Source organism: Pedobacter sp. PACM 27299 (assembly GCF_001412655.1).
Classification (GTDB): domain Bacteria; phylum Bacteroidota; class Bacteroidia; order Sphingobacteriales; family Sphingobacteriaceae; genus Pedobacter.
The window spans coordinates 5,401,287-5,427,127 of record NZ_CP012996.1 but is presented as its reverse complement, the minus strand read 5'-3'; the positions used below and the strand labels follow the sequence as shown (position 1 = coordinate 5,427,127).

The window sequence follows — 25,841 nt, the reverse complement described above, 5'->3', positions numbered from 1 at the left end:
TAAACTAAATTAACTTTAGTCCATTGGCAAATAAAGTCGACCAAAGAGTAAATTTTGCACGTAGTAAGCACATCATAGATTACCCGGATTTTCTAGATGTACAGTTGCAATCATTCAGAGAATTTTTTCAGATCGAGACCACTTCAGATAACCGTCATACAGAAGGTTTGTTTAAGGTGTTTGCTGAAAACTTCCCAATCACAGATTCTAGAAATATCTTTGTTTTAGAATTCCTAGATTATTTTATTGATCCACCGCGTTACGATATACCTGAGTGTATTGACCGTGGGTTAACGTATAGTGTTCCATTAAAAGCGAAGCTGAAACTTTCTTGTAATGATGCAGAACACGAAGATTTTGAAACCATCATTCAAGATGTGTACCTGGGAACTATTCCATATATGACCCCTAAAGGTACCTTCGTAATCAACGGTGCAGAGCGCGTAATTGTTTCGCAATTACACAGGTCGCCAGGTGTATTCTTCGGCCAGAGCCGTCACACAAATGGTACTAAGCTTTATTCTGCACGTGTGATTCCTTTCAAAGGATCATGGATCGAGTTTGCTACTGACGTGAACAACGTAATGTATGCTTACATCGACCGTAAGAAAAAATTCCCGGTAACTACGTTATTACGTGCTATCGGTTACGATTCTGATAAAGACATCCTTGAATTATTTGATCTTGCTGATGAAGTAAAAGTTAGCAAGTCAGGTTTAAAGAAGTACATCGGACGTAAACTTGCAGCAAGAGTGCTAAGAAAATGGGTTGAAGATTTTGTGGATGAAGATACTGGTGAAGTAGTTTCCATTGATCGTAACGAAGTAATCTTAGACAGAGATACTGTTTTAGAAGATGAGCACATTGATATGATCATTGATGCAGGTGTTAAAACGATCATCTTATCTAAAGATGATGGTGCCAGCCAAGCTGATTATACCATTATCTATAATACTTTACAAAAAGATACTTCAAACTCTGAAAAAGAGGCTGTTGAAAACATCTATCGTGCTTTGCGTAATGCAGAACCACCTGATGAGGAAACTGCAAGAGGTATCATTGAGCGTTTGTTCTTCTCGGATAAACGTTATGACTTAGGAGATGTAGGTAGATACCGCATCAACCGTAAGTTGAAAATGGATACTCCTGATCACGTTAAAGTATTGACAAAAGCGGATATTATTGCGATTGTTAAATACTTGATCAAACTGATCAACTCTAAAGAAGAAGTGGATGATATTGATCACTTGTCGAATCGTCGTGTTCGTACAGTAGGTGAGCAATTATACGCTCAATTTGGTGTTGGTTTAGCTCGTATGGCTCGTACCATTCGTGAGCGTATGAACATTCGTGATAACGAGGTGTTTACTCCAACAGACTTAATTAATGCCCGTACTTTATCGTCGGTTATTAATTCATTCTTTGGTACTAACCAGTTGTCGCAGTTCATGGACCAGACGAATCCTCTGGCAGAGATCACGCACAAGCGTCGTCTTTCAGCCCTAGGCCCAGGTGGTCTTTCACGTGAACGTGCCGGTTTCGAGGTGCGTGACGTTCACTATACTCACTACGGTCGTCTTTGTACGATTGAAACTCCGGAGGGTCCAAACATTGGTTTGATCTCTTCTCTTTGCGTTCACGCGAAGATCAATAACTTAGGTTTCATTGAAACTCCATACAAAAAAGTTAAAGACGGAATTGTTCAGGTAGATGAGGATGTGATTTACCTGTCTGCAGAAGATGAAGATGGTAAAACTATTGCACAAGCGAATGCTGCTTATGATGATCAAGGTAATTTCACCACTGCACGTGTTAAAGCACGTTACGAGGGTGACTTCCCGGTTATTGAGCCTGAGAAATTAGACTTAATGGACGTAGCTCCTAATCAGATTACATCAATCGCTGCTTCGTTGATTCCATTCCTTGAGCATGATGATGCGAACAGGGCCTTGATGGGATCCAACATGCAACGTCAGGCCGTACCATTGTTACGTCCTGAAGCACCAATCGTTGGTACAGGTTTAGAAGGTCGCGTAGCCCGCGATTCAAGAACACTGATCAATGCTGAAGGTGAAGGTGTAGTAGAATATGTGGATTCAAATGAGATTACCATTAAGTATGTTAGAAACGATGCAGATCGTTTGGTTTCATTCGAAGGTGATAGCAAAACATATAAATTAATCAAATTCAAGAAAACCAATCAGAATACTTGTATCAACTTGAAACCAATCGTTAAGAAAGGTCAGAAAGTAGTAAAAGGACAAGTACTTTGTGAAGGGTATGCTACTGAAAATGGTGAATTGGCATTAGGAAGAAACTTAAAAGTTGCTTTCATGCCTTGGCAAGGATACAACTTTGAGGATGCGATCGTAATTAGCGAACGTATTGTTCGTGAAGATATCTTTACTTCATTACACATTGAAGAGTTTGAATTAGAAGTGCGTGATACGAAACGTGGAGAAGAGGAATTAACACCAGATATCCCTAACGTTTCTGAAGAAGCTACTAAAGATTTAGATGAAAACGGTATCATCCGTGTAGGTGCTGAAGTCAAAGAAGGAGACATCCTGATTGGTAAGATCACTCCTAAGGGAGAATCTGATCCTTCGCCGGAAGAGAAATTACTACGTGCAATCTTTGGTGATAAAGCAGGTGATGTGAAAGATGCATCCTTGAAAACTCCACCATCGATTAAAGGTGTGGTAATTGATACTAAGTTATTCTCAAGAGCTAAGAAAACGACTAAAGCTGAAGAAAAAGCAGCGATAGAGAAATTAGATAAGAGATATGACCTTGCAACAACTAATCTGAAAAATGAGCTTGTAGATAAATTGTTCCAGATTGTAAACGGTAAAACATCTCAAGGTGTATTCAATGTTTACAAGGAATTATTATTCCCTAAAGGTGCTAAGTTTACGCAGAAAAGTCTTGCTGATCTGGAATATGCTCACATCAACCCATACAAATGGACTACTGATGAAGAGAAGAATGACCAGATTAAATTGCTATTGCACAACTATGGTATTCGTGTGAACGAAGAACTAGGTGCTTACAAACGTGATAAATTCGCCATCAGTGTTGGTGATGAATTGCCATCAGGTATTGTACAAATGGCTAAGGTTTATGTAGCTAAAAAACGTAAATTAAAAGTAGGTGATAAGATGGCTGGTCGTCACGGTAATAAGGGTATTGTAGCCCGTATCGTTCGTGATGAAGATATGCCATTCTTAGAAGATGGAACACCTGTTGATATCGTGTTGAACCCACTGGGTGTACCTTCACGTATGAACTTGGGCCAGATCTATGAAACTGTATTGGCATGGGCCGGTAAAGAACTGGGTGTGAAATTTGCCACTCCAATCTTTGATGGTGCTAAACATGACGAGGTAGAAGACTGGATCGCTAAAGCTGGTGTACCTGCTTCAGGTAGAACTTACTTGCATAACGGTTTAACGGGTGAGAAATTTGACCAGCCAACAACTGTAGGTATTATCTACATGTTGAAATTAGGGCACATGGTTGATGATAAGATGCACGCTCGTTCAATCGGACCATACTCATTAATTACACAACAGCCATTGGGTGGTAAAGCTCAATTCGGTGGACAGCGTTTTGGTGAGATGGAGGTTTGGGCATTAGAGGCATTCGGTGCGGCTAATATCCTACAAGAGATCTTAACTGTTAAGTCAGATGATGTGATCGGTAGGGCCAAAACTTATGAGGCGATTGTAAAAGGCGAAAACCTTCCTACGCCAGGTGTACCAGAATCATTTAATGTATTGGTACATGAGTTACGCGGATTAGGTTTAGATATTACGTTAGACTAATGTTGAATTTTTTAATGCTGGAACGGATCACAGTTAAGCTGGTGACCGTTCCGGCTTTTTAAATTTTCAAATTCAAACAAAAGAGCTATGTCTTACAAAAAGGATAATAAATTAAAAAGCAATTTCACCTCGATCACCATTAGTTTGGCATCGCCGGAGGCTATTTTAGAGCGCTCTAGTGGGGAGGTGTTAAAACCTGAGACGATCAATTACCGTACTTACAAACCTGAGCGTGATGGTTTGTTCTGTGAGCGTATTTTCGGTCCGGTTAAAGATTACGAATGTCATTGCGGTAAATACAAACGTATCCGTTATAAGGGTATTGTATGTGACCGTTGTGGTGTTGAGGTTACAGAAAAGAAAGTACGTAGAGAGCGTATGGGACACATCAATTTGGTGGTTCCTGTAGCGCATATCTGGTATTTCCGCTCTTTACCAAATAAAATTGGATACCTGTTAGGATTGCCTACAAAGAGATTAGATTTGATCATTTACTACGAGCGTTATGTAGTAATTCAAGCTGGTTTCATGGCAGAAGAAGGTATTCAATATATGGATTTCTTAACTGAAGAGGAATATCTTGATATTCTTGATAAGTTGCCAAAAGAAAACCAATATTTAGACGATAAAGACCCTAATAAATTCATCGCCAAAATGGGTGCTGAAGCATTAGAAGACTTATTGAAACGTATTGATTTAGATACTTTATCTTATAACTTACGCCACCAGGCTGCAAACGAGACTTCTCAGCAACGTAAAAACGAAGCTTTGAAACGTTTACAGGTAGTGGAAGCTTTCCGTGGTGCAAGAACCCGTATTGAGAATAATCCAGAGTGGATGATCATCAAGATTGTTCCTGTTATTCCACCGGAATTACGTCCTTTAGTACCGTTGGAAGGTGGTCGTTTTGCGACTTCAGATTTAAATGATCTATACCGTCGTGTGATTATCCGTAACAATCGTTTGAAACGTTTAATCGAGATCAAAGCGCCAGAAGTAATTTTACGTAATGAAAAACGTATGTTGCAGGAAGCGGTTGATTCGTTATTTGATAACTCACGTAAAGTAAATGCAGTTAAGACTGAAGGTAACCGTGCTTTAAAATCTCTTTCAGACATCCTGAAAGGTAAACAAGGTCGTTTCCGTCAGAATTTATTAGGTAAACGTGTGGATTATTCTGCTCGTTCTGTAATTGTTGTAGGTCCAAACCTTAAATTACATGAATGCGGTTTACCTAAAGATATGGCTGCTGAGCTATTCAAACCGTTTATCATTCGCAAGATGATAGAAAGAGGTATCGTTAAAACAGTAAAATCTGCAAAGAAAATTGTAGACAGAAAAGACCCGTTAGTTTGGGATATTCTGGAGAATGTTTTAAAAGGTCACCCGGTATTACTGAATCGTGCACCAACACTACACAGATTGGGTATCCAGTCTTTCCAACCTAAACTGGTGGAAGGTAAAGCAATCCAATTACACCCATTAGTATGTACCGCATTTAACGCGGATTTTGACGGTGACCAGATGGCAGTACACTTGCCATTAGGACACGCCGCAATCTTAGAAGCACAAGTATTAATGCTTGCTGCCCACAACATTCTAAACCCTGCAAACGGAACTCCAATTACTGTACCTTCACAGGATATGGTCTTGGGTCTTTACTATATCACTAAAGGCCGTAGAACAGACGAAGGACGTGTAGTTAACGGACAAGATTTCTCATTCTATTCTCCTGAAGAAGTAATCATTGCTTACAATGAGAAGAGAATTGATCTTCACGCGTTTATCAAAGTGAAGGTAAATGTGAAATTGGAAGATGGAACAATCGTTAATAAATTGTTGGAAACAACTGTAGGTCGTGTACTATTTAATCAAATGGTTCCGGCAGAAGTTGGTTACATCAATGAACTATTGACTAAGAAATCTCTTAGAGATATCATTGGTCACGTAGTGAAAATTACCGGTATGTCCCGCGCAGCAAGATTCCTAGATGATATCAAAGAATTAGGTTTCCAAATGGCATTCAGAGGAGGTTTATCATTTAATTTACAAGATGTAAACATTCCTGTTGAGAAACAAGCGCTATTGGAACAAGCTTCTGCTGAAGTTGAAGAAGTAAGGAATAACTATAACATGGGATTCATTACCAACAACGAGCGTTACAACCAAATTATTGATATTTGGACTCGTATCAATAACCGTTTAACATCATTCGTGATGACTCAGTTATCGAGCGATAACCAAGGTTTCAACTCAGTTTATATGATGTTGGACTCTGGAGCCCGTGGTTCGAAAGAGCAGATTCGTCAGCTATGCGGTATGCGTGGTTTGATGGCTAAGCCTCAGAAATCAGGTTCAGGTGGTGAGATTATTGAAAATCCGATTCTATCTAACTTTAAGGAAGGTTTATCGGTATTAGAATACTTTATCTCTACTCACGGTGCGCGTAAAGGTCTTGCGGATACGGCGTTAAAAACGGCGGATGCGGGTTACTTGACACGTCGTTTACATGATGTAGCACAGGATATGATCGTTAATGCAGAAGATTGCGGTACTTTAAGAGGTATGTACACTACTGCATTGAAAGATAATGAAGACATCGTTGAGCCATTGTACGACAGATTATTGGGTCGTATCTCTCTGCATGATGTATTCAATCCTTTGAATGGTGAATTATTAGTAGGTGCGGGCCTTGATATTGATGAAGATATTGCGAAAGCGATTGAAGAATCACCATTAGAAGGTGTTGAAATTCGTTCGGTATTAACCTGCGAAAATAAACGCGGAGTATGTGCGCTTTGTTACGGTCGTAACTTAGCAACTGGTAAACGTGTTCAAAAAGGTGAAGCTGTCGGTGTAATTGCTGCACAGTCCATTGGTGAGCCGGGTACACAGTTAACACTTCGTACGTTCCACGTTGGGGGTACTGCATCGAACATCGCTGCAGAGTCTCAAATCAATGCTAAATTTGATGGTATCATTGAGTTTGAAAATGTTCGTACAGTAGAGAATGATACTGAAGAAGGCGTGAAACAAATTGTTTTAGGTCGTTCAGGAGAGTTCAAAATTGTGGAGCCTGGTACAAACAAAGTGATCATGACCAATAACATTCCTTACGGTTCATTCTTATATGTTGAGGATGGGGCTAAAATCACTAAGGGTGATAAGATTTGTTCATGGGATCCATACAACGCGGTAATTATCTCTGAGTTCGCTGGTAAAATCGAATTTGATGCGATCGTTGAAGGTGTAACCTTCCGTGAAGAGTCGGACGAGCAAACTGGTCACCGTGAGAAAGTAATTATCGATACACGTGATAAAACTAAAAACCCTTCTGTACGGGTTGTGGATAAAAAAGGTGAATTGATCAGAGGATATAACATCCCTGTTGGAGCCCACATCGCTATCGATGAAGGTGACGCAGTTAAAACTGGTCAGATCCTGGTTAAGATTCCTCGTGCAACTGGTAAAACTAGAGATATCACAGGTGGTTTACCACGTGTAACGGAGCTTTTCGAAGCACGTAACCCTTCAAACCCTGCTGTAGTAACAGAGATTGATGGTGTGGTAACCTTAGGTGGCGTTAAACGTGGTAACCGCGAAATGACGATTGAATCTAAAGACGGCGAAGTTAAAAAATACCTTGTTCCATTGTCTAAACACATCCTTGTTCAGGATAATGATTTTGTGAAAGCAGGTATGCCTCTGTCTGATGGTTCTATCTCTCCAGCGGATATCTTAGCGATTAAAGGTCCAGCTGCTGTACAAGAATATCTAGTGAATGGTATTCAAGAGGTTTACCGTTTACAAGGTGTGAAAATCAATGATAAACACTTTGAGGTGATTGTACACCAGATGATGCAAAAAGTTCATATTGAAGATCCAGGAGATACCACTTTCTTAGAGAATAATCTTGCAGATCGTTGGGACTTCATGATTGAGAATGACGAGATTTATGACAAGAAAGTTGTTGTAGAAGCTGGTGATTCTAACACTGTGAAACCAGGACAAATCCTTTCTCTACGTAAATTAAGAGACGAAAATTCTCAATTGAAACGTAAAGATTTGAGACAAATTGAAGTTCGTGATGCAAGACCTGCAACTGCGAGTTCAATGTTACAGGGGATCACACGTGCTTCATTAGGAACGAAATCGTTCATCTCTGCAGCATCCTTCCAGGAGACTACAAAAGTGTTAAACGAGGCAGCAATTGCTGGTAAACGTGATAACATGCTTGGATTAAAAGAAAACGTAATTGTTGGACACTTAATTCCTTCAGGTACAGGTGTACGTGGATATGAGCGTATCATTGTAGGTTCTCAAGAAGAATACGATAAATTATTAGCTTCGAAACAAGAAGAAGTAGATGCTTAATATTTAAATATCTTTTGAAAAGTCCCCCTTCTGATAAAGTCGGGGGACTTTTTTGTGCGCGATGGTTTGGAAAATAATTGACTATCCACTACCTCTATATGGATTAAAGTAATAGTTTTGTGCTATGGAAGAACAGCAAAACGACAACCAATTAAGTATTGAACTTTCTGAAGAGATCGCAGAAGGGATTTTTTCGAACCTGGCCATCATCACACATTCCAATACGGAGTTTGTACTGGACTTTATCAGAGTGATGCCTGGGGTGCCTAAGGCAAGAGTGAAATCAAGGATTATCCTGACACCGGAACATGCTAAAAGGCTAATGGCGGCAATGCAAGATAATCTGGAAAAATATGAAACTGCCTATGGCAAAATTAAAACACAAGATGAGCCTCCTGGATTTCCAATGAATTTTGGAGGACCAACAGCCCAGGCTTAAGATTTTAATACATTATTGATATGAAGGATGACGGCTTTGCTGGCATTGGGTTCAAACCAGGCAGTGTTGTCATCCCTTCTAAACCAGGTCAGCTGGCGTTTCGCAAAGCGACGTGTGTTTTGTTTGATCTTATCTACGGCAGTCTCCAGGGGAATGTGACCATCCAGATAATCGAATAGTTCCGAATAACCCACCGTATTTAAGGCATTGTACTTTCTGTACTCCTGAAGCTCCTTTACCTCCTCCAGTAAGCCTGCATCCATCATTTGGTCTACTCTATGGTTGATGCGCTCATATAATGCTGCACGGTTCATATTAAGCCCTATTTTGATGATATTGAAAGGCCTTTGCTTTTTGCTGTTGGTTTGGTAGGAGGAGAGTTTCTCGCCAGTAGAAAGGAAGAATTCCAATCCTCTGACCATTCTTTGCGGATTTGCCTGGTCTACTTTTTCGTAATACTCAGGATCATAGATTTTTAACTGCTGTTTAATGGATTCTATCCCTTCCTCTTCCAGCTGTTGTTTTAACTGTTCACGGATATTAAGATCTGTATCCGGAAGGTCATCGAGGCCATTGCAGACGGCGTCAATGTATAAACCGGATCCGCCAACCATAATCAGCAGATCCTGTTTCTTAAAAAGGTCCTCCATCAGCTGTAACGCCTGTATTTCAAAGTCGCCAGTGCTGAATAGCATTTGTATACTGTGTGAGTTAATGAAATGATGTGGGGCCGCATTTAACTCTTCCGGGGAAGGTTTTGCAGTCCCAATTTCCATCTCCTTAAAGAACTGACGGGAATCTGCCGAAATGATCTCTGTAGAAAAATGTCTGGCCAGTTCAATAGCCAGTGCCGTTTTTCCTATTCCGGTAGGACCAACAATTACAATTAAGGTTTTATTCAATAACATGATCGAATACTAGTAATCGTCGTCTTTACCACCGTACTCATCATCTTCGTAGTTGTCTTCGTCGCTGCCATACTCATCAGCATCCGCTGAATCTTCATCGGCATCGTCGTCAATTGTTTTTTCTTCCGTATTGATACCTCTTCCGTCCATTGCTGCCAATTCTTCCGTATCACCAGGAACAAAATCCAGCTCATTCAAGAAGTCAAATTCAGTAGATGCCTCATTTGAGGATACTGCAACGGCATTGAAGTTGTCTTTGTCGATGATTTTAGGCGCTTCTCCAACACTTTTAACCAATACAGGGTACTCGAGGTTCGGATCAGTTTCCAGAATGATCTTGATCAGTTCTACATGAAAATCAAACGGACGATCGAAATTGTAGATATAATAGAATTTCTGATGTGGATCTTCTATGAAGCTGCTCAGTTTAGCTTTTTCCATTAAAGTTACCCCTCTATCTGCTTTACGTTGATTTGGCAGGTAGGCAATTTCGTCTCCTTTGATCCAATGATCGGTACTCACATAAAAAGAAGAGGATTTTTCAGCAGAATATCCTGTTGAGCGATGTATCGCACGATGTAAATCTTCAAATGTCTGGTTTGGTTTGATATCGATTTCCCTAACTACCTCATCGAAATCCTCGAAACTTATTCTAAATCTATAAATTGCCATCTGAGCTTTTTTTCTAGCTATAAAATTATAAAATATTATTGTACTTTGTATTAGTGCTTTACGGGCTGCAGGCCAAATTCTTTAGCCTTTTCCAGCATGAACTGCAGCGCCTCGTCATAGTCGTTTTTGATCTCACCTTCCAGAATTGCTTCACGGATGGCATTTTTGATCAGCCCTACTTCTTTGCCTGCGCCTAAACCAAAGATCTCCATAATATGGGTACCTGTGATTGGTGGCTGCCAGTTTCTCACCTTATCGCGTTCTTCCACGTCTTTAAGCTTCTGTTTAACCAGCTCAAAGTTATTTCGGTACTTCTTTACTTTGTACTCGTTTTTTGTGGTGACATCGGCATTGCAAAGCATCATCAGACTCTCTATATCTTCACCGGCATCGAATAATAACCTTCTGACTGCCGAATCCGTAACCACTTCCTGCGCAAGAACAATAGGTCTGAGGTGAAGCTGTACCAATTTCTGGACCAATTTCATCTTCTCATTTAATGGAAGCTTCAATTGATTAAAAATCTGAGGCACCATTCTGGCACCTTTGTCTTCATGGCCATGAAAAGTCCAGCCATGTCCTTCTTCAAAACGCTTGGTTGCCGGTTTAGCAATGTCATGAAGAATAGCCGCCCAGCGAAGCCAAAGATCGTCTGTCGCTTCACAAATATTATCGAGCACCTGCAAGGTATGATAAAAATTATCTTTATGCCCTTTTCCATTGATGATCTCCACTCCATAAAGATTGGCCATTTGTGGAAATACCAAGTGTAAAAGACCAGTATCAAACAGGTATTTGAAACCTATGGAAGGTATTTTAGAAAGAATAATCTTGTTGAGTTCATCAGTAATGCGCTCTTTTGATACGATACTGATTCTTTCTTTCTGCTTTTTGATGGCATTGATGGCACCTTCGTCTATGCTGAACTCTAATTGAGTGGCAAAACGAATAGCCCTCATCATCCTCAATGGATCATCTGAAAAAGTAAGCTCAGGATCAAGAGGAGTTCTGATGAGTTTTTGCTCCAGGTCGTTAATTCCGTTGAATGGATCAACAAGCTGTGCATAATTTTCTTTATTCAGAGAGATGGCCAGGGCGTTGATGGTGAAATCTCTTCTCAGCTGGTCGTCTTTGATGGTACCATTTTCTACGATAGGCTTTCGGGAATCTGCACGGTAGGACTCTTTTCGGGCCCCAACAAATTCTATTTCCAGATCGCGGGTTTTTAACATGGCGGTGCCAAAGTTTTTAAATACCGCTACCTTGGTTTTGAGCTGTTTACCTATTAATTCGGCGAACTCAATTCCATTCCCCAGCACCACAATATCGATGTCTTTGGAGGGTCTTTTTAAGAAAATATCGCGCACATACCCACCTATTACGTATGCTTCAATCTGATGTGTTTGAGCAATATCGGCAAGGACTTTAAATATTGGATTTTGTAAATGTTTTTCCATTAATGAGTTACAAAAGTAATAAAACTTACTTTCTAATAAAGGAAAATTGACCTCCGGGAGCTAATTTCATGATGGTAGAAGGTTTTTTCGGGGTCTGTAACGCTTGTTCCCAATCAACTACGTAATCTACTGCCGCTTTAATTTCTTCTGAAATCTCATCAAAGATCAGTGGGGCGGGTTCACCAGATTTATTGGCAGAAGTAGAGGTGATGGGTTTACGGAAGCGTTGAATGAGCTCCTTACAGAAGTCATGCTTTACAATTCTAATCCCTACGCTGCCATCTTCATTGATCACATTTTTAGCGAGGTTTTTTGCGCCTGAGAAAATAATCGTCAATGGGTTTTCTGCGTATTCGATTAAGTCGTAAGCGACTTCAGGGATTTCAGTTACGTAACTTTGGAGTTTAGCATCATTGTCGAGCAAGACGATAAAGCTTTTATCCGCGCTGCGTTGTTTGATGTCATTTATTCTGGCTACTGCTGCTTCATTTGTAGCATCACATCCTAATCCCCAAACTGTGTCTGTAGGATAAAGAATCACCCCTCCGTCTTTTAATACCTGAAGGGTTTTTTCAATTTCTGTTCTAAGCATAACCTGTTATTTCTGGTGATTGGAAAGTACCTGGGTATAAATTTTAATCATTTCCTCAGTGAGGACCCGGGTATCAAATTTTTTAACATACTCCAGCCCTTTTACTGTCATCACTGTGGCGAGAGCAGGGCTGTTTAATACTTTATTTATGGCATCGGAGAGCGCCTGATGGTCATAAGGAGCAACATACAAGCTGTTGTCGCCTCCGGCTTCTTCTAAACAGGAACCGGTTGCTGCAATGACCGGAATGCCGGAATACAAAGCTTCAATGATAGGAATACCAAATCCTTCATATAAGGATGGATATACAAAGGCCTTAGCCATTTGATAAATAGAGGGTAAGTCCTCGAAAGGTACGTTCTGTAAAAAAGTAACCCTGGATTTTAAGCCCAATGCTACAATTTCTTTGTTGACCAGGTCTTTATAAGCTGTTTTTTTTCCAACCACTACGAGTTGGTAATCCGGATGAATTTCTGGCAACGCTTTGATCAGCGTCAGCAGGTTTTTCCGGCTTTCAATTGTTCCTACATTCAGAACATATTTTTCTGGTAACTGGTGCTTATCCCTGACTTCCTGCTTTTTCTTTTGATCAGTTATAGATTTGAAACTGTCATCGCAGCTTTGGTAAACAACTTCAATTTTATCAGGGTCGGTGTGGAAGAAATGGACAAGGTCTCTTTTTGTACATTCACTGATGGCTATAATCTTGTCTGCATGTTTGCAGGCATAGCGGAATTTTAGCTGGTAAATGAATCGATCGATCCTGCCGTAATATTGAGGGAACCTGAGAAAAATTAGGTCATGTATCGTCACTACACTTGCAATTCCAGAATCCTGAATCCCCAATGGGATCTCATGGCTCAAACCATGAAACAGGTCAATCTGATCTTTTAATAGTTGCTTTTTAATTCCAGAAGTTCTCCAGAACCATCCCGGACGATCAGGAAGCTCAGTTTTAACTCCCTTGATTTGCAAAAACCGGGAGATCTGAGTGTGATCCTTTACTTTGGGTGTATAAACAAAGTATTGGTTTTGAGGGAAAAATTCTGCCAGGTGGGTAACCAAAGACCTGCTGTAGTTCCCTAGTCCTGTTAAATTATTCGCTGCCCTCTTTCCGTCAAAACCAATCTTCATTATTATACTGCTACATTATTTTCTCTCAATGCATCATTTAGAGAAGTCTTTTTATCTGTAGATTCTTTACGCTGACCAATGATCAATGCACATGGAACCTGGAATTCACCAGCTGGGAATTTCTTCGCATAGCTACCTGGAATTACTACTGAACGTGCAGGAACGATACCTTTATATTCCACTGGCGTGTTGCCTGTAACATCAATAATTTTTGTAGAGGCAGTTAAAACTACGTTTGCACCTAGAACAGCTTCTCTTTCCACACGAACACCTTCCACAACGATCGCTCTTGAACCAATAAAAACATTGTCTTCAATGATGACCGGAGCAGCTTGAATTGGCTCTAATACACCGCCAATACCCACACCACCACTTAAGTGAACGTGTTTGCCGATCTGTGCACATGAACCTACAGTAGCCCATGTATCTACCATTGTACCTTCGTCAACGTAAGCACCGATATTTACATAAGAAGGCATCATGATCACACCTTTGGCTAAATAAGCACCATAACGTGCAATACCATGAGGTACTACTCTTACACCTAGTTCCTTATAATTGGTTTTCAATTTCATTTTATCATGAAATACGAAAGGACCAACTTCAATTTCTTTCATTTCTCTGATTGGAAAATAAAGGATTACAGCTTTTTTGATCCATTCATTCACAGCCCAGGAGTTCAGTACTGGTTCAGCAACGCGCAATTCACCTTTATCAAGTTGCATAATTACCGTTTCTATTGCTTCGCAATATTCACTATATCCTAATAAAGTTCTGTCTTCCCAAGCGGCTTCTACTAACTTTTTTAATTGTGCTATCATGTTTTAAGTTATTTTTTTGACAAAATAAATCAATTTTATGTATAGACCATTGTTTTCTATAATGTATTTTTGATTTTTTATGGCAGAGCAAGAAAAATTACGGATAGATAAGTACTTATGGGCAATCAGATTATTTAAGACCAGGAGTTTGGCGACAGAGGCTTGTAAAGCGGGTCGTGTGAAATTCAATGGGAATAATCTTAAAGCTTCTGCAATAGTCAAACCTGGTGATGTGTACCAGGTATCCAAAGGAATAGAAAAGAAAGTAATTGAAGTAGTGGAGCTGCTATACAATAGGGTAGAGGCTAAAATTGCGGTTACTAAATATAAAGACATTACGCCTCTGGAGGAGACCCAGGGTTATAAATCTATGTTCCATTCACCGGTATTGATCAGAGATCGTGGTGCAGGTAGACCAACAAAGAAAGACCGTAGGGAAATCGACGACCTGACGGGGGGGCTGTTTGAAGAAGAAGGCGAGAAGTAATTGACGTTATTTTAATAGTCTCATTCTATAGGCTTGCATCGCTGTTTCGCCAAGTTGTTTGATCAATTGATAATTGGCAATCGCACCTACAGCTGCACCTACTACAGGCAATAGCTGGGCTAATTTGGCGAGATCGATGTAATCTCGGTATTCCTGCTGAAGGGTTTTCCAGTCGATACGGTCCACATTTTGCGGGAGTATATGCAGTTTATCCTCCCAGTTTTCAAGGTGCATGAAAACTTTAGTACGTCCCTGCTGACTGGAGAAAGCAAGTTGAAAAATATACAGTAAGTATAAACGCTCTTTATAATCTTTTACATCAAAGCCATATAGTGCTGCGATTTCAAATAGCAGTTTCATTTTTATACCGATGAGGATAGGGAAATCGGCCATGCTCATAAGGAAACCTCCAGCACCGGTAATACCGCCTTCTGCAGCTCCGGTTTTGCAATAATTGTCAATTTTCTGCTTTACCAAAGCCTCTCTATGTACCAGGCTCATTTCTAATGCAGGCATATTGGAAGTGGTGTAGGTGGAACCATACAACACTCCTTTGATCATATTTTTAATGGTCACCGTGATCGCGGTATGAATTTTTTCAGGAATATAGCTGTTGATTTTCTTTTGAAAGTTATTAGTAATTTTATTGAAAAATGAGGGTTTAAGCCTCATTTTTCGTTTCCAGAATTCCAGTTCAATAGTTATTTTCTCTTCGTAATTCACAGCTGTATATTACAATATTTAATAAGTAACTCTCCTAGAAGACTGCTCCCAAAGTTTAAAAGCCTGGAGGGCTTCGTCTCTTAGCATTTGCTGGATAGGTAGACTGCGTTCCGTCATTGGTTTTTCCAATTCTTCATAAATGAATTGATCATCAAAGCCAATATTTGCTGCATCTACTTTTGTGTTGGCGTAATAAATGGTATTGATTCTTGACCAATAAACAGCACTCAGGCACATTGGACAGGGTTCACAGCTGGTATAAATTACACATCCTGTCAGGTCAAAAGTTTTCAGTTTCTTGCAGGCAATTCTAATAGCTGATACTTCTGCATGGGCTGTCGGGTCATTGGTACTGGTGACCCTGTTACCGCTTTTCGCGATCACTTTCCCCTCTTTTACCACTACAGCACCAAAGGGGCCACCTAATTCTTCGGTCACATTCTTCTCTGAAAGGCCGATGGCCATTCTCATAAACTTTTCGTGCTGCTGCTTTGTAACGTCCATATTGTCGATTTATTGATTTTAGAAATGGGGATCATACTGCTGCCAATATTGATGCCTCAGTGCTTATGCTAAAATAAGTGCACAAAAAAAATGCCCCGATTTCCCGGAGCATTTAAAATTCATCAGCTGATGATTATTTTTTGTCTTTTGAATAAGCTTCGTTTAATCCTACGATTACTTCGCTGGTTACATCTAAAGATTCGTCAGCAAATAAAATAGCACTGTTGCCTTTTGAATAGGTCAATACCATTTTGAAACCTTTTCCTTTGGCATAAGTTTTCAAATATTCTGCAACCTTATCATATAATTTTTCATTCTCAGTAGCTTGCTCATTTTGAAGTGCAGCACCTGCATTTTGAGAATAAGACTGTAATTCTTGTTGTTTACGTGCTAATCTTTCTTCAGTAGCAGCTCTTTGATCAGCAGGTAAGGTGTTTTGTTGTTGCTGATATTGAGTTACTTCACGTTGGAAAGCTTGTTGTTTAGAAGCAAGATCTGTTTGTGCTGTTTTCGACTTCGCGTCAAGTTTAGTTTTTAAGTCTTTGAAATACTGATATTTTGTTAACAGGGAATCAGAATTTACATAGACGATTTTCTCTGCGCTTGTTACTGTGGCCGACTCAGATTTCGGAGCAGTAGTAGTCCCTGCGTTTTCTTTGTTCTGGCAAGAAGCCATTACGGAAACTAATGCAACTGCAGTAGCAATGCTGCCAAGTTTTAATGTTGATCTTTTCATCTAATGAGTATAATTGATTTTTGTTTTACTTTTTTGACTCCCATCACCCTTCCAGCTATTTTAAAACTGGTTTTTTAGGATATTTCTTACCCTTTGGAATGATAAATTTCAACAAATATAAAATTTCAAATTTAGTATCCTAAAAAACTACGATTTTTAGCTCATTTTTAATGGTTTTTTGGTCAAATAGTTATCCACATTTGCGGTTAATTGGGCTAAAATGGTTATTTTTGAATCTAATTGTTTTTTTAAAAATTATGAGCGAAGAAAAGGATCCAAAGTCAAATTATTCGGCAGATAATATACAGGTTTTAGAAGGTTTAGAAGCGGTGCGTAAGCGCCCTTCGATGTATATAGGAGACACCGGAGTAAAAGGATTACACCATTTAGTTTACGAGGTAGTAGATAACTCTATTGATGAGGCGTTAGCAGGTCATGCTGACACGATATATGTAAATATTCTTAAAGACAACTCGATCAGAGTTGAAGATAACGGTCGTGGTATTCCTACTGGAATTATGCAGAAAGAGCAAAAATCAGCTCTGGAGATCGTAATGACGGTATTACATGCCGGGGGTAAATTTGATAAGGATACTTATAAAGTTTCCGGTGGTCTGCATGGTGTGGGGGTAAGTTGCGTGAACGCATTATCAACACATTTAAAAGCAGAAGTTCACCGTGACGGACAAATCTGGGAACAGGAATATGAAAAAGGTAAGCCACAATACGATGTGAAAATCGTAGGGGTAACCGATAAAAGAGGAACAGTAATTACGTTTTCTCCGGATCCTGAGATCTTTACCCAAACTTTAGAGTACCGTTATGATACTTTAGCCAGCAGATTAAGAGAACTGTCTTTCCTGAATAAAGGAATTAAACTGACACTTACTGATGAGCGTGAATTAGACGAAGAAGGAAATCCGATTACGGAACTTTTCCACTCTCAGGGCGGTTTGAAAGAATTTGTTCAGTTTTTAGATGGAGGTCGCCCTTCGCTGATTGCAGAGCCGATTTATGTAGAAGGTATCAAAAATGGTATTCCAGTAGAACTGGCTTTACAATATAATGATAGTTATGCAGAAAATGTACACTCTTATGTGAACAATATCAATACACATGAAGGTGGTACACACATTGCAGGTTTCAGAAGAGGTTTAACCAGAACTTTAAAAGCGTATGCTGATAAATCTGGCTTGCTTAAAAATGTGAAATTTGAGATTACCGGTGATGACTTTAGAGAAGGATTGACTGCAGTAGTTTCTGTAAAAGTACAGGAACCACAGTTTGAAGGTCAGACGAAAACAAAGTTAGGTAACTCGGAGGTAATGGGTGCGGTGGATATCGCCGTTGGTGAGGCACTGAACAATTACCTGGAAGAAAATCCTAGAGAAGCAAAGCTGATCGTTAATAAAGTAATTCTTGCTGCTACAGCACGTGCAGCAGCACGTAAAGCACGTGAGATGGTGCAGCGTAAGAGTGTAATGGGTGGTTCAGGTTTACCTGGTAAGCTTGCCGATTGCTCTGATAGTGATCCGGAAAAATGTGAGATTTACTTGGTCGAGGGAGATTCCGCGGGTGGAACTGCCAAACAAGGTAGAGACCGTAATTTCCAGGCTATTCTTCCACTGAAAGGTAAAATCCTGAACGTTGAGAAAGCAATGGAGCACAAGATCTATGAAAACGACGAGATCAAGAATATGTTTACCGCTTTAGGGGTAAGTATCGGAACTCCGGAAGATGATAAAGCGCTGAACTTAACCAAACTTCGTTACCATAAGGTAGTGATCATGACGGATGCAGACATCGATGGATCACACATTACTACCTTGATCCTTACTTTCTTCTTCAGATACATGAAAGCATTGATTGAAGCTGGTTATGTGTACATCGCAGCGCCACCATTGTACCAGGTTAAAAAAGGAAAAGAGCATGAATATTGCTGGAATGATCAACAACGCGATCAGGCAGTACAGCGCTTAAAAGGTGCAGGTAAAGAAGAGAGTGTACACATCCAACGCTATAAAGGTCTTGGAGAGATGAACGCAGAGCAATTATGGGATACTACCTTAAACCCTGCAACACGTACTTTATTACAGGCAACGATTGAAAATGCTGCTGAATGTGACCATACCTTCTCCATGTTAATGGGTGATGAAGTTGGTCCAAGAAGAGATTTCATCGAGAGAAATGCTAAATATGCTAAGATTGATGCCTAATTAGCAGTTCAAAATAACAATTAAAATATAAAAGGAGGTGCCTGATAAAGGTGCCTCCTTTTATATTTAATAAGAATTAGATTTAAGAGGGCTGAGTGCTTAATGTTAATTAAGAATTCTTTCTTATTGAGTCTATTATGATCATTTTTTCTGAAAACTCAGGAAAGGGATTATTCGCTGTATAAAAATAGCTTCAGCTTGTTATAATTGATCACTGCCTGATATTTCAGGAGCACATCACTGCCAATAATGCCGGCAATCATGGGATGTCCCATCTGGTCATAAGCCTGGTTTACACTTTCCAGATCCAGGGCTACAGTTTCATAGTCATGAATAATTAACCTGCCCATTTTAATTTTAGGAATGGTAGCTTGAATCGTGCTGGACGTAGCAAAGAGGGTAGTGGCCTGGGTTTCCTCACTATAAGCAAGTTCTGAAATGTTGTTCTTAATCAAGGCCATGTCAAAGACGGAACGGGAGGCTCCTGTGTCTAGAACAGCAAAACACTTTTTCCCAAAAACAACAATTTCCACCAAAAGGTGGAAACCGTCATCTTGTAGATTTATTAAGGTTAAGGGAACAGCAATCGTTCTCATCAAATTTATACTAGTTTCATGTCATGTAAAACACTGTTCATGGCACGAACGGCATCTGCACTTTTATTAAAGGAAGCTTGTTCCTCCTCATTCAATTTGTAGTCAATTACCTTTTCCCAGCCATTGCGGCCAACAATTACAGGAACACCTAGACAGATGTCCTGCTGACCGTATTCGCCATCAAGGGCTACACAGCAGGTAAACAATTTCTTTTCATCACGTACAATGCTTTCTACCAAAGCAGCACCTGCCGCTCCTGGCGCATACCAGGCAGAAGTACCTAAAAGACCAGTTAACGTAGCTCCACCCACCATAGTATCTGCGGCTACTTTGTCTAAAGTTGCTTTGTCCAGCAATTCCGTTACCGGTAAACTTTGATAAGTGGCATAACGTGTTAAGGGGATCATAGTGGTGTCGCCATGACCTCCAATTACAAAACCTTGCAGGTCATTTGAATTGCAGTTTAAGGCTACACTTAAATAATATTTAAAACGGGCGCTGTCTAAAGTTCCGCCCATACCGATAATTCTATTTTTAGGTAATCCCAGTGATTTTAAGGCCAGGTAGGTCATGGTGTCCATCGGATTGCTGATCACAATGATGATCGCCTCTGGGGAGTATTTTAGGATGTTTTCGGCTACCCCTTTCACGATGCCTGCATTGATTCCAATCAGTTCTTCGCGGGTCATTCCCGGTTTACGTGGTAAACCTGAAGTAATCACTGCTACTGCTGATCCTGCCGTCTGACTATAATCATTTGTAACCCCTTTAATCTTTGTATCAAAGCCCAATAGAGTGGCCGTTTGCATCATATCAATTGCTTTGCCTTCTGCAAAACCTTCTTTGATGTCTAATAAAACAAGCTCTTCTGCTAATTCTTTTCTGGCAATATTATCTGCACAAGTGGCGCCTACAGCGCCGGCACCTACAACCGTTATTTTCATAATGAATCTAATTTTATTTTAATAGCAACAAGCATAAAGCTTGTTTACAGGGGTTAAATCTATTGTTTTTAAATGCGCATTGATAAAGTAATTTACAATATAATTAATTATTAAAGCAAAGCCAATCTGGTTACGCCTCCTGCCGAAGTTATAAATTTAGGTCAGTTTAAAAAACGCTTTTTAAAACTTTCTTCAACCTTGCTGGTTTTATGATAAAGAATTTACATTTGCTTAATAGTCGCAAACAAATAGAATCTATTATGGATAATGTACCTGTAGAAAAAGTTGATATCATGTCGTATGCAGGGAAGTGGTACTCTTTATATTCGATTCCCACTTTCATTGATAAACATTGGCGCCAGACTGTGGAAACCTACGTGATCCATCCAGATGGCTATTATGCTGTTTTTACGGGTTATAAAGTGCTGGGTGAGGACAAACAAAAGTATTTCAGATCCAAGCTTTTTGTGGTTCGCGGAAGTAGAAATACTCGCTTTAAAGCCGAATTTATCTGGCCGGTAAAAGTGGATTACTGGGTCATCGAACTTGCTGAGGATTACTCTTATGTGGTAGTCGGGCATCCTAAATTCAAATACCTTTTTATTATGGCGAGAAAGCCTAATATTCCTGAAGAATTGCTTGTGGAAATTATAGACCGCTGTCAGAAAAAGGGTTACGATACGAGTAAACTGGTTTCTCAGGAACACAAATCTTCCGGGCCAATTCCGGCAGTCCATTCTATGTAAAAAATACCGGCCTTCTGGATAAAATTCCCTGCTTCAATTACTGGAAGAACTGAAATTTCCGTATTTTTGATCAATCATATTGATTTCTAAAAAGACGATTTTCTAATTACCTAGCTATGTATTTGATTTTTGATACCGAAACGACGGGATTGCCACGCAATTGGAATGCGCCGATTACCGATATGGATAATTGGCCCAGATGTATTCAAATCGCCTGGCAGTTACATGATGAGCTTGGAAATTTGATCGAACATCAGGATTATCTGGTAAAACCTGAAGGCTTCAATATTCCTTATGATGCAGAAAGAATCCACGGTATTTCGACGGAATTAGCCGAAGAACAGGGTATTTCTCTGGCAGAAGTATTAGAGAAATTTAATATTGCGCTGTCAAAATCTAAGTTTGTTGTCGGACAAAATATTGGCTTTGATGTCAATATTATGGGTTGTGAGTTTCACCGTTTAGGGATAGAAAGTCCAATGAGCACCATGCCAGTGCTCGACACCTGTACTGAAGTAACCGCAGAATTATTGAAGATTCCAGGTGGCCGTGGAGGTAAATTTAAACTGCCTACGCTTACAGAATTACACCAATACCTTTTTGGAACCCCATTTTCAGAAGCCCACAATGCTACGGCGGATGTGGAGGCAACCACGCGTTGTTTTTTGCAGTTGATCAAAATGGAGGTATTTACGCTGGAGCAATTACAGGCAGATGCCAACTATATCCCGGCCTTTAACAAGCAGAATCCAGGGACGATTGAAAGGATCGGTTTAAACCACGTAAACCTTAAGTCTGCTTCTGATGAAATTAGAAAACGGCTGCAGAAAACTGAAGCTCCTAAAGTATCTAAAAAGACGCTGGAAGAGAACAAGCAGGAACTGGCCAACGTAGCTTTTGCCCATCTACACAACCATACGCAATTTTCTGTACTGCAATCTACCATTAATATTCCTTCTCTAATCAAAGCCACAGCTGCACATAAAATGCCTGCAGTAGCGATGACCGATCATGCGAATATGATGGGTGCTTTCCATTTCGTGGCGCAGATCCTGAACCACAATAAAGGAGTGGAAACCAGGAATAAGGAAGCGATGGAAAAAGGAGAAACACCGGATGAGGTTATTATTAAACCCATTGTTGGTTGTGAGTTCTTTGTCTGCGATGACCATTTGGATAAGAAAAGAAAAGATGATGGATATCAGGTTGTATTACTGGCGAAGAACAAACAAGGGTATCATAACCTGGCAAAAATGTCTTCTATCGCGTATACGAAAGGATTCTATTATATCCCCCGGATTGATAAAGCCGTTATAGAGCAATATAAAGAGGACATCATCGTCTTGTCTGGTAACTTATATGGTGAGATTTCCAGCAAATTGCTAAACCTTGGTGAAAAACAAGCAGAAGAAGCATTGTTATGGTGGAAATCACAATTTGGTAAAGACTTCTACATCGAAGTGATGCGCCATAGCCAGGAGGATGAAGATATTGTCAATGTTTCATTAGTTGCGCTGGCTAAAAAACATGATGTGAAGGTGATCGCCACAAACAACACCTATTATATCAATAAAAAAGATGCCAATGCCCACGATATTTTATTGTGTGTAAAAGACGGAGAGAAACAAGCTACCCCAATTGGCCGTGGCCGTGGATACCGTTTTGGCTTACCAAACCAGGAGTATTATTTCAAAACTCCTGAAGAAATGAAAAATCTTTTCGCTGATTTACCAGAAGCGATTATCAACATACAAGAAATTGTAGATAAAATAGAAATCTATAAACTTGCCCGTGAAGTCCTTTTACCTAAGTTCGATATTTCTGAAGAATTCCTTGTAAAAGAGGATGAAGAAGATGGCGGTAAAAGAGGGGAAAACAAATATTTACGCCACCTGACTTATGAAGGAGCGAAAAAGCGTTACGGAATAATTACGGACGACATTGCCGAGCGTTTGGACTTCGAATTACAAACGATCGAGAAAACCGGATATCCGGGATACTTTTTGATCGTACAGGATTTCATTGCCATGGCCAGGCAGTTAGATGTTTCTGTAGGCCCAGGAAGGGGATCTGCGGCGGGATCCGCGGTGGCCTACTGTTTGTGGATCACCAATATTGACCCCATCAAATACGATTTACTATTTGAGCGTTTCCTGAATCCAGACCGTGTTTCTATGCCCGATATCGATATCGACTTTGATGATGAGGGCCGTGGAAGGGTAATGGACTACGTGATCAATAAATATGGAGCCAACCAGGTGGCACAGATCATTACCTATGGTACCATGGCGGCTAAATCATCCGTTAAGGACACGGCAAGGGTATTGGATCTGCCACTTTATGAGGCAGAAAAAATCGCCAAGCTGATTCCTAACATGAAACTGGCGAAAATATTTACACTGGATGAGAAGAGCCTGAAAGGCGCACTTCGGGCAGACGAATATGAAAAGGTGTTAGAGTTAAAATCTTTGGCAGGTGCCAACGATTTGGGTGCAAAAACACTGGAACAGGCACAAATCCTGGAAGGCTCACTAAGAAATACAGGAATCCATGCCTGCGGGGTGATCATTACACCAAGCGACATTACCAACTTTGTACCGGTAGCTACCGCTAAAGATTCAGACCTGTATGTTACCCAATTCGACAATTCCGTTGTAGAAAGTGCCGGTCTATTGAAAATGGACTTCCTTGGGTTAAAAACGTTGACCCTGATCAAAGACACTGTAAAACTGGTTAAATTCAGACATAAGATCGACCTCGATCCGGATAACTTCCCGATTGACGATGCGAAGACTTATGAGCTGTTCCAGCGTGGAGAAACCATCGGAATTTTCCAGTACGAGTCTAACGGGATGCAGAAGTACATGAAGGAATTGAAACCTACCGTTTTCGGGGATTTAATTGCGATGAATGCACTTTATCGCCCAGGACCACTGGAGTATATTCCATCTTTTGTACGCAGGAAAAATGGAGAAGAAGAGATCAAATATGACCTTGACGCTTGCGAAGAATATTTAAAAGAAACTTACGGAATTACCGTATACCAGGAGCAGGTGATGCTACTTTCCCAGAAACTTGCCGGATTTACCAAAGGTGAAGCCGACGTTTTACGTAAGGCGATGGGTAAGAAGCAAAAGGATGTACTGGATAAAATGAAACCTAAGTTCGTAGCTCAGGCTGCAGAAAAGGGACATGATCCTACTACATTAGAGAAAATCTGGAAAGATTGGGAAGCATTCGCTTCTTACGCCTTCAACAAATCTCACTCTACCTGTTATGCCTGGATTGCTTACCAAACCGCCTATTTAAAAGCGCATTACCCTGCAGAATATATGGCTGCGGTACTTTCCAATAATATGAGTGACATCAAGCAAGTGGCCTTCTTTATGGAAGAATGCAAACAGATGGGCGTTTCTGTATTGGGCCCTGATGTGAACGAGTCAGGCACTAAATTCTCCGTAAATACCAGCGGACAAGTACGATTTGGTCTTTCTGGAATTAAAGGTGTAGGAGAGAAAGCCGTAGAAAGTATCATCATTGACCGTAATGAAAATGGCCAATATAAGAGTGTTTATGATTTTGCCAAACGTTCCAATACCCGTACCGTCAATAAGAAAGCTTACGAAAGTTTTGTCTATAGCGGCGCTTTTGATGGCTTCGGCTACCATAGGGCGCAGTATTTCTTTGTTGGCATTAACGATAAAATGAATGGTATAGAGAAGATGATCAAGTTTGCGAATGATTTCCAGAACAACGAATCTTCTGCACAATCCTCTTTATTTGGTGGAACAGCTTCTGATATGGTGTATGAACCTAGTTTACCCGTATCTCCGGAATGGAGTCTGATCGACAGGTTGAAATATGAAAAAGATGCCATCGGTATCTTTTTAAGTGGTCACCCGCTCGATAACTATAAATTAGAGCTTAAAGAGTTTTGCCAGCATAAAGTCAGACATCTTTCTGTAGTCAATAAGATCAGAACCGGTGATTCTACCGAGGAAGTACTTGCAGAGTTTGAAGGCATCAAGAATAAGGAACTGGTAGTAGGTGGTTTAGTAGTGATTTCTGCGCAAAGAATGACGAAGACGGGGAAACCTTTTGGAACCATTGTGTTCGAAGACTATGAAGATACCTGTGAACTGGCCTTATTTGGTGATGATTTTATCAAGTTTAAACAATTCCTCACTGATGGTTATTTCTTACAGATCAGAGGTAGGGTAGGGGAACGCTTCAGAAAAGAAGGAGATTGGGAGTTCAAAATCACTTCTATCCATTTATTATCTGAGTTGCGTGATAAACTGGCAAAAAGTGTAACAATTCAAGTGCCTATTGAAAAGATTACTGATGATTTTATGCTGAAAATCAACGCAATACTGGAAGAAAATAAAGCCAGCACCGACCACCAGAATTGTCAGTTGCTGTTTGATGTTTATGATAGGGAACAGAACGTAAATGTAAAATTGCCTTCCAAATCATTGAAGATTAATCCTAATAATGACTTTTTGGAGCAGTTAACTGCTTTGAATGTAAATCCTAAGTTGAACTAATGTCATTTTGGCATTGTCAGGATGATGGCATTACAATTGATTATATCTTTGCATAGAGTTTGGATTTAAAGATTAGATTTGCCGATTCAAACTAATAGACGATACAATAAAAAACTAA

At 40.1% G+C, this 25,841-nt stretch carries 18 protein-coding genes; 7 read left to right on the top strand and 11 right to left on the bottom strand.

What is annotated here, in order from left to right:
- Window positions 1–23: 23 nt before the first annotated feature.
- From rpoB to AQ505_RS22720, 3 genes are all read left to right on the top strand, one after another.
- Window positions 24–3,827, top strand: coding sequence for a DNA-directed RNA polymerase subunit beta (gene rpoB, locus AQ505_RS22730; RefSeq protein ID WP_062550288.1), 3,804 nt, complete (start codon window positions 24–26; stop codon window positions 3,825–3,827).
- An 87-nt stretch (window positions 3,828–3,914) separates the two neighbouring features.
- On the top strand, window positions 3,915–8,201 hold the full coding sequence (gene rpoC, locus AQ505_RS22725) for a DNA-directed RNA polymerase subunit beta' (RefSeq protein ID WP_062550287.1): 4,287 nt from the start codon (window positions 3,915–3,917) through the stop codon (window positions 8,199–8,201).
- Window positions 8,202–8,325: 124 nt separating this feature from the next.
- Window positions 8,326–8,640 carry a DUF3467 domain-containing protein gene (locus tag AQ505_RS22720; protein WP_062550286.1) on the top strand — a complete coding sequence of 105 codons (315 nt, stop codon included), beginning with the start codon at window positions 8,326–8,328 and terminating at the stop codon, window positions 8,638–8,640.
- Here AQ505_RS22720 and miaA read toward each other — a convergent pair.
- From miaA to AQ505_RS22690, 6 genes are read right to left on the bottom strand one after another with little or no spacing between them, the layout of a single operon-like run.
- Window positions 8,637–9,548, bottom strand: a complete 912-nt coding sequence (gene miaA, locus AQ505_RS22715; RefSeq protein ID WP_062550285.1) for a tRNA (adenosine(37)-N6)-dimethylallyltransferase MiaA — start codon at window positions 9,546–9,548, stop codon at window positions 8,637–8,639. The genes AQ505_RS22720 and miaA overlap by 4 nt on opposite strands.
- A 9-nt stretch (window positions 9,549–9,557) precedes the next feature.
- A complete protein-coding gene (locus AQ505_RS22710; protein WP_062550284.1) occupies window positions 9,558–10,220 on the bottom strand; it encodes an IS1096 element passenger TnpR family protein in 663 nt (220 codons plus the stop codon).
- A gap of 50 nt (window positions 10,221–10,270) precedes the next feature.
- Window positions 10,271–11,677, bottom strand: coding sequence for a CCA tRNA nucleotidyltransferase (locus AQ505_RS22705; RefSeq protein WP_062550283.1), 1,407 nt, complete (start codon window positions 11,675–11,677; stop codon window positions 10,271–10,273).
- Window positions 11,678–11,702: 25 nt separating this feature from the next.
- A complete protein-coding gene (locus tag AQ505_RS22700) occupies window positions 11,703–12,269 on the bottom strand; it encodes an L-threonylcarbamoyladenylate synthase (protein WP_062550282.1) in 567 nt (188 codons plus the stop codon).
- 6 nt (window positions 12,270–12,275) lie between these two features.
- Window positions 12,276–13,403: a glycosyltransferase family 4 protein gene (locus tag AQ505_RS22695; RefSeq protein WP_062550281.1), complete on the bottom strand. Its 1,128-nt coding sequence runs from the start codon at window positions 13,401–13,403 to the stop codon at window positions 12,276–12,278.
- 2 nt (window positions 13,404–13,405) lie between these two features.
- Window positions 13,406–14,224: a 2,3,4,5-tetrahydropyridine-2,6-dicarboxylate N-succinyltransferase gene (locus AQ505_RS22690; protein ID WP_062550280.1), complete on the bottom strand. Its 819-nt coding sequence runs from the start codon at window positions 14,222–14,224 to the stop codon at window positions 13,406–13,408.
- A gap of 79 nt (window positions 14,225–14,303) precedes the next feature.
- Here AQ505_RS22690 and AQ505_RS22685 point away from each other — a divergent pair, with 79 nt between their 5' ends.
- Entirely contained in the window at window positions 14,304–14,711 is a 408-nt protein-coding gene (locus AQ505_RS22685; RefSeq protein ID WP_062550279.1) for an RNA-binding S4 domain-containing protein, read from the top strand.
- Window positions 14,712–14,717: 6 nt separating this feature from the next.
- On the opposite strand, the gene AQ505_RS22680 is transcribed toward AQ505_RS22685, so the two are convergent.
- The 3 genes from AQ505_RS22680 to AQ505_RS22670 all read right to left on the bottom strand — a co-directional run bounded on the left by AQ505_RS22680 (window position 14,718) and on the right by AQ505_RS22670 (window position 16,674).
- The gene (locus AQ505_RS22680) at window positions 14,718–15,434 is read right to left on the bottom strand and encodes an EcsC family protein (protein ID WP_082461683.1); all 717 of its coding nucleotides are present in this window, start codon (window positions 15,432–15,434) and stop codon (window positions 14,718–14,720) included.
- 18 nt (window positions 15,435–15,452) lie between these two features.
- Window positions 15,453–15,938, bottom strand: a complete 486-nt coding sequence (locus tag AQ505_RS22675) for a nucleoside deaminase (RefSeq protein WP_062550277.1) — start codon at window positions 15,936–15,938, stop codon at window positions 15,453–15,455.
- Between the two features lie 133 nt (window positions 15,939–16,071).
- Window positions 16,072–16,674, bottom strand: a complete 603-nt coding sequence (locus AQ505_RS22670; protein ID WP_062550276.1) for an OmpH family outer membrane protein — start codon at window positions 16,672–16,674, stop codon at window positions 16,072–16,074.
- Window positions 16,675–16,931: 257 nt separating this feature from the next.
- Here AQ505_RS22670 and gyrB point away from each other — a divergent pair, with 257 nt between their 5' ends.
- Window positions 16,932–18,890, top strand: coding sequence for a DNA topoisomerase (ATP-hydrolyzing) subunit B (gene gyrB / locus AQ505_RS22665; RefSeq protein ID WP_062550275.1), 1,959 nt, complete (start codon window positions 16,932–16,934; stop codon window positions 18,888–18,890).
- A gap of 170 nt (window positions 18,891–19,060) precedes the next feature.
- Here gyrB and AQ505_RS22660 read toward each other — a convergent pair whose 3' ends face one another.
- Together AQ505_RS22660 and mdh are read right to left on the bottom strand one after the other, a co-directional pair.
- Window positions 19,061–19,486 (bottom strand): aspartyl protease family protein, encoded by a 426-nt coding sequence (locus AQ505_RS22660; protein ID WP_062550274.1) that lies wholly within the window; start codon window positions 19,484–19,486, stop codon window positions 19,061–19,063.
- A 5-nt stretch (window positions 19,487–19,491) separates the two neighbouring features.
- Window positions 19,492–20,430 carry a malate dehydrogenase gene (gene mdh, locus AQ505_RS22655; protein ID WP_062550273.1) on the bottom strand — a complete coding sequence of 313 codons (939 nt, stop codon included), beginning with the start codon at window positions 20,428–20,430 and terminating at the stop codon, window positions 19,492–19,494.
- A 260-nt stretch (window positions 20,431–20,690) separates the two neighbouring features.
- On the opposite strand from mdh, the gene AQ505_RS22650 reads away from it, so the two are divergent.
- Entirely contained in the window at window positions 20,691–21,176 is a 486-nt protein-coding gene (locus tag AQ505_RS22650; protein ID WP_062550272.1) for a lipocalin family protein, read from the top strand.
- Window positions 21,177–21,292: 116 nt separating this feature from the next.
- A complete protein-coding gene (dnaE, locus tag AQ505_RS22645) occupies window positions 21,293–25,723 on the top strand; it encodes a DNA polymerase III subunit alpha (protein ID WP_062550271.1) in 4,431 nt (1,476 codons plus the stop codon).
- The last annotated feature ends 118 nt before the right edge of the window (window positions 25,724–25,841 follow it).